Below are 13,140 nucleotides of genomic sequence, written 5' to 3'. Positions count from 1 at the left end.
ACATCACCTCTCCTCATGCGCCGTCGGCCCCGCTCGCCCAGCGGGGCCGACGGCGTACTGCCGCCCGGTCAGGCGGAGTGCGCGGCGAGCCCGTCGGTGATCTCGGCCAGCACCTCCCGCTGGTGCGCGGCGAGGTAGAAGTGGCCGCCGGGGAACACCCGCAGCCGGAAGTCGCCGGTGGTCTCCTCGGCCCACGCCTTGGCCTCCTCCACGCTGGACTTCGTGTCGTCGTCGCCGATCAGCGCCACGATCGGGCTGCTCAGCGGCCCGCCCTCCGGGCGGCGGTAGGTCTCGATCGCCCGGTAGTCGTTGCGGATCGCCGGGAGGATCATCCGCAGGATCTCCTCGTCGCCGAGCAGTGCCGTGTTGGTGCCGCTGAGCGTCTTCAGCTCCGCGACCAGGCCGTCGTCGTCGCGCAGGTGGACCCGCTCGTCCCGGTGGGTGGCCGGCCCGCGGCGCCCGGAGGCGAAGAGCACGGCCGGGGCGCGCCCGTCCGCCTCCAGCCGCCGGGCCAGTTCGAAGCCGAGGACCGCACCCATGCTGTGCCCGAACAGGGCAAGCGGGCGGTCGTCCTCGACCGGGGCGAGCACCCGGTGGATGCGGTCGGCGAGCTCGGCGACCGTCCCGATGCCGGGCTCGGAGCGGCGGTCCTGCCGGCCGGGGTACTGCACGGCGAGCACCTCGATGCCCGGCGACAGTGCGGCGGACACCGGGAAGTAGAAGCTCGCCGAGCCGCCGGCGTGCGGCAGGCACAGCAGCCGCACCGGGGCGTCCGGGGCCTGGTGGAAGCGGCGGATCCAGAGGTCGTACTCGGCGGGGTCGGGCGCGGTCATGCGGGATCTCTCTCTTCGGTCGAAGGACGGGTGGGTGGGTCGGTGGGTCGCGGTTGTGCGGGGGGGCCGTCCCGGCCCGCCGGGGGTCGGGCCGGGACGGCGCGGACGGCACCGGCACTCGGGGCCGGTGCCCGTGGCGGTGCCGGCGCCGCCGCGGCGGGAGGCGCCGGCACCTGGCTCAGCAGACCTCGCGCAGCCAGTTCTCGATCAGCCCGGCGGTCGCGGCGGCGTGCTCCTCCATGACGGTGAAGTGGTCGCCGAGACCGTCGAGCACGGTGTGCTCGTGCGGCCAGGAGGCCCGGGCCCCGCTGGTGAGCGCCTCGGCGCCGGCGCCGGGCGCGGAGAGCGACTCGGGCGCCCGCACCAGCAGCGTCGGAGCGGCGATCCCCGCCGGGCGCCAACCGGTGAACAGCCGCAGGTAGCCGCCCATCGCGGTGAGCCTGGCGTCGTCCATCGGCACGTACGCACCCTCGCGCGCCAGCATCGCGCCGGTCAGCACGGGCAGCAGCTCGGCGACGGAGGCCGCCCCGCCGCCCGCTGTCGGGGCGCCGGGCGCGGCGGGCGCCGTGAAGGAGTAGGTGTCGACCAGCACGACGGCGGACGGTCCGGCGCCGAGCTCCTCCAGCCGGACAGCGGTCGCCTGGGCGAGCAGGCCGCCGGTCGAGTGGCCGAGCAGCACGAACTTCGCGCCGTCGGCGACCCGCAGCACGCTCTGCGCCGCCAGTTCGAGGATCGCCGCCGCGTCTGCGGGCAGCCGCTCGCCGTGGAGGAAGCCGGGCAGCGGCAGCGCGTTCACCGCCCGCCGCCCGCGGAAGGCCGCGGCCAGCCGGGCGTACTGGTGCGGCCCGGAGATCGCCAGCAGCGAGGGCAGGCAGACCAGCAGCGGCTGCTCCGGCCCCTCGGCGAGCCGGACCGGCTCCATCGCGGGCGCCGACGCCGACGCGGCCTCGGCCGCGTCGAAGGCCGGACGGAAGCGCGAGGCCGCGAACAGCAGCTCCATGAACTCGCCGCTGCGGCCCGTCGCCGCCGCCGACCGCAGCAGGGCGCCGATGCTGCCCAACGGCCGCCCGCTCTCCCCGTTGCCGGCCGCCGGCTCCGTACCCGGCCCGTCCGTCGCAGCACCGGACGTCCGGGACGCCCCGAGCAGGGTACGCAGCCTGGCGGCCACCAGCCGCGGCGCCGGGTGGTCGAAGAGCAGCGTCGCCGGCAGCCGCAGGCCGGTGGCCGCGGCGAGGCGGTTGCGCAGCTCCACGGAGGTCAGCGAGTCGAAGCCCAGCTCCAGGAAGGCCCGTTCGGCGTCCACGGCGTCCGGCCGCGGGTGACCGAGCACGGCCGCCGCGTGCATCCGGACGAGCTCCAGCAGGATGCCGTCCTGCTCCTCGGCGGACCGCCCGGCCAGCCGCTCGGCCAGCAGCTGCGGCGAGGAACCGCCGGCCGCCGCGGAGCGCCGCAGCGGGATGCGGACCAGGCCGCGCAGCAGCGCGGGCACCCGGCCGGTCGCGGCGGCGCCGGCCCGCACCCCGGCCAGGTCGATCCTGGCCGGTACCAGCAGCGCGCCACCGGGGCCGGCGGCGGGGTCATCGGCGTCGGCGGGGGCCCGGGTGGCGCCGGCGAGCGCCAGTGCGGTGTCGAAGAGGGCCAGGCCCTCGGCGGAGGAGAGCCCCATGACGCCGCCGCGGGCCAACCGCCGGACGCCCTCCTCGCCGAGCTCGCCGGTCATGGTGCTCTCCTCGGCCCACAGGCCCCAGGCGAGCGCGGTCGCGGGCAGGCCGGCGGCGCGGCGCCGCTCGGCGAGCGCGTCCAGGAAGGCGTTGGCGGCCGCGTAGTTGCCCTGGCCCGCCATGCCGAACACGCCGGCGGCGGACGAGAAGAGGACGAACGCGGCCAGCGGGTGGCCGGCCGTCAGCTCGTGCAGGTTCCACGCCGCGTCGACCTTCGGGCGCAGCACGGCGTCGAGCCGTTCGGGGGTGAGCGAGGCGAGCAGGCCGTCGTCCAGCACACCGGCGGCGTGCACGACGGCGGTCAGCGGGTGCGCCAGGCCGTCGAGCAGCGCGGCCAGGGCGGCGCGGTCGGCGACGTCGCAGGCGGCGAGCGTCACCTCGGCGCCGAGCGCGGTCAGCTCGGCGGACAGCGCGTCGGCCCCTTCGGCGTCCGCACCCCGGCGCGAGACCAGCAGGAGGCGCCGCGCGCCGTACGCCGTCACCAGGTGGCGGCTGACCAGCGCACCGAGCAGGCCGAGCGCGCCGGTGACCAGCACCGTGCCGTCCGGGTCGAGCGCGGGCCCCGTGGCGTCGGCCGTGTCGGTGGAGTCGGTGGCGTCGGGCACCCGCGCCAGGCGCGGGGCGAGCGCGTCCCCGGCGCGCAGGGCCACCTGGGGCTCGCCGCAGTCGGCGGCACGCGGCAGGACGTGCAGCGAGGCCGGGTCGGCGTCCAGATCGACCAGGACGATCCGGTCCGGGTGCTCCGCCTGGGCCGTCCGCAGCAATCCCCACGCGGCCGCCGCCGCCAGGTCGCCGGGGGTCGCCGGGCTGTCGGCGGTGGCCTCCGGATCGGCGGGGGCCGTCGCCCCGCGGGTCACCACGACCAAGCGGGAGTCCGCGAACGGCTCCAGGTCGAGCCACTGCTGGAGGAGTCCGATCAGGGCGTGCAGCCGGGCACGGGTCGCGGACACCGGGTCCGTCCCGTGCTCCGACGGTCCGCCGAGCAGCGGGAGGACGACGGTACCCGGGGCGGCCGCACCGTCCGCGACGGCGGCGGACAGCGCGTCCAGCCCGCCGTACGGGGTCGCCCCGCCGAGGCCGAGCAGCCGAGCCGCATCCGCCGCAGCACCGGCACCCGGGCCGCCGAGGTCCGGCTCCGCGGCCAGGACCGCCCAGCCCTCGCCCGGCGCGCTCGCGGCGGGCGGGCCCAGCGGCACCGGCGACCAGTCGACCCGGAACAGCGACTCGTGGAAGGCCGTCCGACCCGCCGACAGCCGGTCCACCGCGACCGGCCGCAGCACCAGCTGCTCGACCGTGGCGACCGGCGCGCCGGTGCCGTCCGCCACTGCCAGCGAGACCGCGTCGGCGCCCTGTGCGGTGATCCGCACCCGCAGCGAGGCAGCCCCCGCCGCGTGCAGGCGCACCCCGCCCCAGGCGAACGGCAGCCGGGCCTGTCCGGCACCGGCCAGCACACCGCCGAGGCCGATGGCGTGCAGCGCGCCGTCCAGCAGCGCCGGGTGCAGTCCGTAGCGGGCTGCCTGGTCGTGGCTCTCCTCCGGCAGCTCCACCTCGGCGAACAGGTCGCCGTCGCGGCGCCAGGCCGCGCGCAGGCTCCGGAACAGCGGGCCGTAGTCGAACCCGGCCGCCGCGAAGCCCTGGTAGACGGTGTCGACCGGGACGGCCTCGGCAGCGGCCGGCGGCCACTCGGACAGGTCGGGGCCGGCGTCGGTCGAAGGAGCTGCGGACAGCTGGCCGGCGGCGTGCCGGATCCACGGCTCCTCCGCCTCGGCCGCCTCCGCCCGGGAGTAGAGGCTGACGGTGCGCCGGCCGCCGTCGTCCGGTGCGCCGACCCAGAGCTGGACCTGCACCCCGCCCTGCGCGGGCAGGAACAGCGGTGCCTCCAGAGTCAGTTCGTCCAGCCGGTCGCAGCCCACCTGGTTGCCGGCCCGGACGGCCAGCTCCACGAACGCGGTGCCCGGCAGCAGCACCAGCTCACCGACGGCGTGGTCGGCCAGCCACGGGTGCGAGTCCAGGCCGAGCCGGCCGGTGAACAGGTACCCCTCGCCGTCGCCGTCGGCCAGCGCGAGGGACGCGCCGAGCAGTGGGTGGTCGGCGGACCCGAGACCGGCCGAGGTGACGTCGCCCAGCCAGCCGGTCAACGGGCGCGGCCAGTAGTTCTCCCGCTCGAAGGCGTAGGTGGGGAGTGCGAGCGGCGGGACGGCGGTGGTGCCGGCGAAGGCGGCGGCCCGCCAGTCGACGGCCACGCCGCGCACCCACGCCTCGGCCAGCGAGGCCAGCACCCGGCGCGAGCCGCCCTCGCCGCGGCGCAGCGTGCCCACGGTCACCGCGTCGTGCCCGGCCGCCTCGGCAGTGTCCTGCACCGCCATCGCCAGCACCGGATGCGCGCTGACCTCGATGAACGTACCGACACCCTGCCCACGCAACAGGGCCTCGGTCGCCTCGGCGAACCGGACGGTGGTACGGAGGTTGGTGTACCAGTACTCGGCATCCATGGCGGAACCGTCGACCAGCTCACCGGTCACCGTCGAGAACACCGGCACCGAGCCCGCCCGCGGACGGACCTCCGCAAGGACCTCCAACAGCTCGGCACGGATCGACTCCACCTGCGCGGAATGCGAGGCGTAATCCACCGGGACACGACGGGCACGAACGCCGTCCACCTCACACGCGGCCAACAACTCCTCCAGAGCGGCCGGCTCACCGGACACCACCACCGCCGACGGACCGTTCACCGCCGCGACCGACACCCGATCCCCGTCACCGAGACGCTCACGCACCTCCTCCACCGGCAACGCCACCGAGACCATGCCACCCAGACCCGCCAGACCACCCGCGATCGCCCGGCTGCGCAACGCCACCACCCGGGCACCGTCCTCCAACGACAACGCACCCGCCACCACCGCGGCAGCGATCTCACCCTGCGAATGACCCACCACCACACCCGGCTCCACACCGGACGCACGCCACACCTCCGCGAGCGACACCATCACCGCCCACAACACCGGCTGGACAACGTCCACCCGATCCATCCACGCATCACCCTCGACGCCCCGAACCACCTCCAGCAGCGACCAGCCGTCCACGAACGGCGCCAACGCCGCCCCACACTCCGCCATCCGCCCAGCGAACACCGACGACGACTCCAACAGCTCCACCGCCATCGCGGCCCACTGCGAACCCTGACCAGGAAAGACGAACGCCACCCGGCCCGCCGAACCGCTCACGCCCCTGATCTGACCGGCCGACACGCCGTCGGCCGCCAGGGTCTCCAGGGCCGCCCGGAGCTCGGAACGGTCGGCGCCGACGAGCACGGCACGGTGTTCGAAGGCAGCTCGGGTCGACGCCAGGGCGACACCGACCGCCTCCGGCGCGGTGTCCGGTTCGCCGTCCAGCAGGTCGAGCAGCCGCTGGGCCTGGCCGCGCAGCGCGCCGGCCGTGCGGGCCGAGAGCACCCACGGCAGACCGGAGGTGAGCGCGACCAGCGGTGCGCCGTCCTGGTCCGCCGCTTCCACGGCCTCTGGTTCCGGGGCCTGCTCCAGGATGATGTGGGCATTGGTGCCGCTGAAGCCGAAGGAGGAGACCGCCGAGCGGCGTGCCCGCCCGTTCTCCGGCCAGGGACGGGCTTCGGCGAGGAGTTCGACGGCGCCGGCCGACCAGTCGACGTGCGAGGACGGCTCGCCCACGTGGAGGCTCTTCGGCAGCACCCCGTGCTGCATCGCCAGCACCATCTTGATCACGCCGGCCGCCCCCGCCGCCGCCTGGGTGTGGCCCATGTTGGACTTCACCGAGCCGAGCCAGAGCGGACGGCCCTCCGCGCGCCCCTGACCGTAGGTGGCGAGCAACGCCTGTGCCTCGATCGGGTCGCCGAGGGTGGTGCCGGTGCCGTGCGCCTCAACGGCGTCGACCTCGCCGGCCGTCAGCCCACCGCTCGCGAGCGCCTGCCTGATGACCCTCTGCTGGGACGGGCCGTTGGGCGCCGTCAGGCCGTTCGACGCGCCGTCCTGGTTGACGGCACTGCCGCGGACGATGCCGAGCACCGGGTGGCCGTTTCGCCGGGCGTCGGAGAGCCGCTCGACCAGGATCATGCCGACGCCCTCGCCCCAGCCGGTGCCGTCCGCGTCGTCCGAGAACGCCTTGCAGCGGCCGTCGGCGGCCAGGCCGCGCTGGCGGCTGAACTCCACGAACGTGCTCGGCGTCAGCATCACCGTCACACCGCCCGCCAGCGCGAGCGACGACTCGCCGGTGCGCAACGACTGACAGGCCAGGTGCAGCGCGACGAGCGAGGAGGAACACGCCGTGTCGATCGTGACCGCCGGCCCCTCCAGGCCGAAGGTGTAGGAGACGCGGCCGGAGGCGATACTGCCCGAGGTGCCGGTGCTGATCTGGCCCTCGGCTCCCTCCACCGACTGCTGGAGCACCATGGCGTAGTCGTTGTACATCACGCCGACGAAGACACCCGTGCGGCTGCCGCGAACCGTTCGCGGGTCGATGCCGGCCCGCTCGAAGGCCTCCCAGGACGTTTCCAGCAGCAGCCGCTGCTGCGGGTCCATCGACATCGCCTCACGCGGCGAGATCCCGAAGAACCCCGGGTCGAACTCGCCCGCCCGGTGCAGGAATCCGCCCTCGCGGACGTACGAGGTGCCTTGGTGGTCCGGGTCCGGGTGGTAGAGGGTCTCGACGTCCCAGCCTCGGTCCTCGGGGAAGGCCGAGAGCGCGTCCCGCCCGTCGGCGACCAGTCGCCACAGGTCCTCGGGCGATTCGACCCCGCCGGGGTAGCGGCAGGCCATGCCGACGATCGCGATCGGCTCGTCGTCCAGGGCCGTGCTCACGTCGGCGGCGGCCTCCGGCAGCGCACCGAGCAGCTCGGTGCGGAGCTGCTCGGCGAGCGCGGCCGGGTTCGGGTAGTCGAAGACGAGGGTGGCGGGCAGCCGCAGGCCCGTGACGCCGTTGAGGCGGTTCCGCAGCTCGACGGCGGTCAGCGAGTCGAACCCGAGGTCCTTGAAGGCCCGGTCCGGATCCACGGCGGCCGCACCGCCGTAGCCGAGCACCTCCGCCACCTCGCCGCGCACCAGGTCGAACAGCAGGGTCTCCCGCTCCGCGGCACCGAGCGCCGCCAGCCGAACGGCCAGCGCCGACCCCGCGCCGACCCGGGACCCCGCGGCGGTGGCCCGGCGCAGCGGCGCCCGGACCAGCCCGCGCAGGACCGGCGGCAGCATGCCCGCCTCGGCCTGGGTGCGGAGTCCGGCGAGGTCGAGGCGGATCGGCACCAGGACGGCGTCGTCGCGGTCACCGGCGGCGTCGAGCAGGGCGAGGCCCTCGGCCGTGGACAGCGCCTGCACGCCGCCGCGAGCCATCCGCCGCACGTCCGCGTCGCCCAGCTCTCCGGCCATACCGCCGCCGTCCTCCGCCCACAGCCCCCACGCCAGGGACTGCCCCGGGAGACCCGCGGAGTGGCGGTGCTCGGCAAGGGCATCCAGGAAAGCGTTCGCGGCGGCGTAGTTCGCCTGACCCGCCGCACCGAACACCCCGGCCGCGGAGGAGAACAGCACGAACGCGGCGAGCGGACGGTCCTTCGTCAGCTCGTGCAGGTTCCACGCCGCATCCACCTTCGGACGCAACACGGCATCCAACCGCTCAGGCGTCAGGGACGGCACGATCCCGTCATCCAACACACCCGCCGTGTGGACGACCGCGGTCAACTCCACACCCGCCAGCACCACGGCCAGCGCGGCACGATCCGCCACATCACACGCCGCGAACGACACCTCCGCACCCAGACCGGCCAGCTCCGCCGCCAACTCCACCGCACCCGGGGCCGCTTCGCCACGACGCGACACCAACAACAGACGACGAGCCCCGTACTCCACCACCAGATGACGGGCCACCTGCCGACCGAGCGAACCCGTCGCACCCGTCAGCAACACCGTCCCCGCAGGGTCCAACGCCCGCAGACCCACGGCCGGGGAGTCCGTCCCGGCGGCCCGCATCAGCCGCCGGGCGAAGGCCTCGCCGGCGCGCAGGGCGAGGTCGGGCTCCTCGGCGTCGAGCGCATTCGGCAGGGCCTGCAGCGAGGCCGGGTCCTCGTCCAGGTCGATCAGGGTGATCCGGCCCGGGTTCTCCGACTGCGCCGAGCGCAGCAGGCCGTGCACCGCGGCGGCCGCCAGGTCCTTGCCGGAACTCGCGCCCCAGGTGACCATCACCAGGCGGGAGTTCGCCCACACGTCCGCTGCCAGCCACTCCTGCAGCAGCGCCAGGGTGTGCCGGACAGCCGCATGCGCGGCGGCCACCGGATCGGGGCCGAGCACAGTGGGGACCGGGAGCACCAGGATGTCGGGGACGGCCTCGGCCGTTGCCACCGCAGCCAGACCGGCGAAGCGGACCGCACCGGGCAGGCCCAGCCCGTCCTCACCCAGCACCCCGATCGACCCGGCCGACGCGGAGGACGGCAGGACCACCGGCAGCCACTCGGGGCGGAACAGCCAATCCTGCCGGCCCCCCGCCAACTGCTCAGGGGCGAAGGGCCGCAGGATCAGGGTGCCGACCTCGGCCACCGGCCGGCCCGTGCCGTCCGCCACGGCCAGCGACACGCCATCGGCGCCGACCGCGCCGATCCGTACGCGCAGCTCGGTCGCGCCGGCGGCGAACAGCGACACGCCCGACCAGGAGAACGGCAGCCGCCCCTGGCCGGTGTCCTCCAGCACCCGGCCCGCGCCGACCGCGTGCAGCGCAGCGTCGAGCAGTGCAGGATGCAGGCCGAACGATGTCGCCTCGGCCCGCGCGTCCTCCGGCAGCGCCACCTCGGCGAAGATCTCGCCGTCCCGCCGCCACGCCGCCCGCAGGCCCTGGAACACCGGCCCGTACGCGAACCCGGCCGTGGCGAAGGCCTCGTACACCTCGTCCACCGCGAGCGGCTCGGCACCGGCCGGCGGCCACTCGGCCAGGTCGAATGGGGCAGACGTACTCCCGCCGGTCGCAAGCACACCGGCAGCGTGGCGCGACCACGGCTCGTCCAGCGGTGCATCCTCCGGCCGGGAGAAGACCGCCACCGACCGGCGGCCGGAGTCGTCCGGGACGCCGACGGAGAGCTGCACCTGCACGGCACCGCGCGGCGGAAGCACCAGCGGCGCCTCCAGGGTCAGTTCCTCCAGCAGACCGCACCCGACCTGGTCACCGGCCCGGACCGCCAGCTCGACGAACGCCGTGCCGGGCAGCAGCACGCTGCCGGCCACGGCGTGGTCCGCCAGCCACGGGTGGGCGTCCAACGACAGCCGCCCGGTGAACACATGGCCGTCCGCGTCGGCGAGCGCCAACGAGGCACCGAGAAGCGGGTGGTCGGCCGCCCCGAGGCCGGCGGACACCACGTCCCCCACGAACCCGCGCAGCGGCCGCGGCCAGAAGTACTCGTGCTGGAAGGCGTAGGTGGGCAGGTCCACCCGGCGGGCACCGGTGCCGGCGAACACCGCCTGCCAGTCGACCTTCGCACCGAGCACGTGGAGTTGGCCGAGCGCGGTGGTGATGCTCTCCGGCTCGGGGCGGTCGCGGCGCAGGGCGGGGGTGAGGACGGCGTCGCTGTCCTCGGCGAGGCAGTGCTGCGCCATGGCGCTGAGCGTGCCGTCCGGGCCCAGCTCCAGGAACGTCCGGACGCCTTCGCCCTCCAGCACGTGCACCGCGTCGGCGAAGCGGACGGCCTCGCGAACGTGCCGCACCCAGTACTCGGGGTCGGTCAACTCGGCCGACACGAGCGAGCCGCTCAGCGTCGACACGATCGGGACCCGCGGCTCCGCGAAAACCACCTCAGCGGCCACGGCGCGGAACTCCGCCAGCATGCCGTCCATCAGCGGCGAATGGAACGCATGACTGACGGTGAGCCGCCTGGTCCGGCAGCCGTCGGCCGCCAGCTTCTCCGCGACATCCAGAACGGCCTGTTCGGTGCCAGAGATCACCACGGACGCCGGCCCGTTGACGGCAGCGATGCCCACCTCGGCCGTCAGCAGCGGCAGCACGTCGGCCTCCGCCGCCTGGACGGCCACCATCGCGCCACCACGCGGCAGCGCCTGCATCAACCGGCCACGCGCCACCACCAGCCGGCACGCATCCGCCAGCGAGAACACACCCGCCACATGCGCCGCAGCCAACTCACCCATCGAATGCCCCGCCAGGAAGTCCGGCCGCACACCCCACGACTCGACCAACCGGAACAGCGCCACCTCCAACGCGAACAACGCCGGCTGCGTGAACCCCGTCTCGTTGATCAGCTCCGCATCCGCGACCGCCTCACGCAGCGAACGCCCCAACAGCGGATCCAACTCCGCACACACCGCATCGAACGCAGCCGCGAACACCGGGTAGGAGGCATACAGCTCCCCACCCATCCCGACCCGCTGACTGCCCTGCCCCGCGAACAGGAACGCCGTGCGACCACCCGTCCCCGCAACCCCACGAACCCCTGCCGAGCCGCCCGCGGCCAGCGCCTCCAGACCGGCCAGCAACCGCGCCCGGTCATCACCGACCAGCGCCGCCCGCTGCTCGAACGCCGAACGGGCCGTCGCCAGCGTGAACGCCACATCGGTCAGCGCGAGACCCGGATCGGCCGCCAGCCGCCGCGCCAACCGACCGGCCTGCTCCCGCAGAGCCTGCTCGGTACGGCCCGACAGCACCACCGGCACCGGCCCAGGCACCGCGGGCACATCCACCGCGGGCACATCCACCGCAGGCACGTCCACCGCGGGCCCATCCACCGCATCGGGAAGCGCCTCCACCGCCGGCGCCTGCTCCAGGATGATGTGGGCATTGGTGCCGCTGAAGCCGAACGAGGAGACCGCCGACCGGCGCGGTTCGCCGGTCTCAGGCCACTCCTGCGCCTCGCTGAGGAGCTCGACGGCCCCTGCGGTCCAGTCGACGTGCGAGGACGGCTCGCCCACGTGCAGGCTCTTCGGCAGCACTCCGTGCCGCATCGCCATGACCATCTTGATCACACCGGCCGCACCGGCCGCCGCCTGGGTGTGGCCCAGGTTCGACTTCACCGAGCCCAGCTTCAGCGGGCGCCCGCCCGGGCGGCCCTGGCCGTAGGTGGCGAGCAGGGCCTGTGCCTCGATCGGGTCGCCGAGCGAGGTGCCCGTGCCGTGCGCCTCGACCGCATCGACCTGGTCGCCGGTGAGCCCGGCGTTGCCGAGCGCCTGCCTGATCACCCGCTGCTGCGACGGGCCGTTCGGCGCGGTCAGGCCGTTCGAGGCGCCGTCCTGGTTGACCGCCGACCCGCGGACCACGCCGAGCACCCGGTGGCCGTTGGCGAGCGCGTCCGACAGCCGCTCGACCAGGATCATGCCGACGCCCTCGCCCCAGCCGGTGCCGTCAGCGTCGTCCGAGAACGCCTTGCAGCGCCCGTCGGCGGCCAGGCCCCGCTGGCGGCTGAACTCCACGAAGGTGCCCGGAGTCAGCATCACGGTCACACCGCCGGCCAGCGCCAGCGTCGACTCGCCGGTGCGCAACGACTGGCAGGCCAGGTGCAGCGCCACCAAGGACGAGGAGCAAGCCGTGTCGATCGTGACGGCGGGTCCCTCCAGCCCCAGCGTGTACGAGACCCGGCCGGACGCGATGCTGCCCGAGGTGCCCGTCCCGATCTGGCCCTCGGCTCCCTCCACCGACTGCTGGAGCAGCATGCCGTAGTCGTTGTACATCACGCCGACGAACACACCGGTCCGGCTGCCGCGCAGGCTCACCGGATCGATGCCGGCCCGCTCGAACGCCTCCCAGGAGGTCTCCAGCAGCAGCCGCTGCTGCGGGTCCATCGACATCGCCTCACGCGGGCTGATGCCGAAGAACGCCGGGTCGAACTCCCCCGCCCGGTGCAGGAATCCGCCTTCCCGGGCATAGGAGGTGCCCGGGTGGTCGGGGTCGGGGTGGTACAGGTTCTCCACGTCCCAGCCGCGGTCCTCCGGGAAGGGGGACACGGCGTCCCGCCCGTCGGCGACCAGGCGCCACAGGTCCTCCGGCGACTCGATCCCGCCCGGGAAGCGGCAGGCCATGCCGACGATGGCGATCGGCTCGTGCTCGCCGTCCTCCATCTCCTTCAGCCGTCGGCGTGTCTCGTGGAGGTCCGCCGTGACGCGCTTGAGGAAGTACCGGAGCTTGTCCTCGGCCGCCTGGTCTGCCGGCATGTCGGGTCACCTTTCAGGATGGTGCGGTGGGTCGGGCGGTGGCGGGGTCAGGAGATGCCGAATTCCTTGCCGATGAAGTCGAAGAGGTCGTCATCGGTGGCCTCCGCGAGCTCCTCGGTGACGGCGGCGTTCTCGGCCGGGGCGGCCTGCTGGTCGTTCCACCGGGTGAGCAGTGACTGGAGCCGGTGGGCGACCCTCAGGTGGCCCTCGTCGTCAGCCGGTGTCCCCACCAGCGCGGCCTCCAGCCGGTCCAGCTCGGCCAGCAGCGGCAGGACGGCCGCCGCCGGGTCGGGCACGGCCTCCGCCCGCAGCAGCGCCACCAGGGCCGCCGGAGTCGGGTAGTCGAAGACGAGGGTGGCGGGCAGCCGCAGGCCCGTGACGCCGTTGAGGCGGTTCCGCAGCTCGACGGCGGTCAGCGAGTCGAACCCG

3 protein-coding genes are annotated in these 13,140 nt (G+C 74.8%); all 3 read right to left on the bottom strand.

Translation table 11 applies throughout. The features are described from left to right. Window positions 1–68: 68 nt before the first annotated feature. Complete coding sequence (locus ACZ51D_RS40610) at window positions 69–833, bottom strand: thioesterase II family protein (protein ID WP_465626366.1); 765 nt, start codon at window positions 831–833, stop codon at window positions 69–71. A gap of 178 nt (window positions 834–1,011) precedes the next feature. After that, window positions 1,012–12,711 (bottom strand): type I polyketide synthase, encoded by an 11,700-nt coding sequence (locus ACZ51D_RS40605; RefSeq protein WP_465665310.1) that lies wholly within the window; start codon window positions 12,709–12,711, stop codon window positions 1,012–1,014. Window positions 12,712–12,758: 47 nt separating this feature from the next. Further along, a partial coding sequence (locus ACZ51D_RS40600; RefSeq protein ID WP_360510224.1) for an acyl carrier protein occupies window positions 12,759–13,140 on the bottom strand: 382 nt, incomplete at its 5' end.

The organism is Kitasatospora sp. NPDC033851 (assembly GCF_055576085.1).
Note: the sequence above shows the minus strand (reverse complement) of the source record. Positions and strands in the feature narration are given on the sequence as shown.

What these genes read in the sequence shown, in the direction of transcription:
- ACZ51D_RS40610 (WP_465626366.1), bottom strand. Translation starts at nt 833, where the DNA reads ATGACCGCGCCCGACCCCGCCGAGTACGACCTCTGGATCCGCCGCTTC.
- ACZ51D_RS40605 (WP_465665310.1), bottom strand. Translation starts at nt 12,711, where the DNA reads ATGCCGGCAGACCAGGCGGCCGAGGACAAGCTCCGGTACTTCCTCAAG.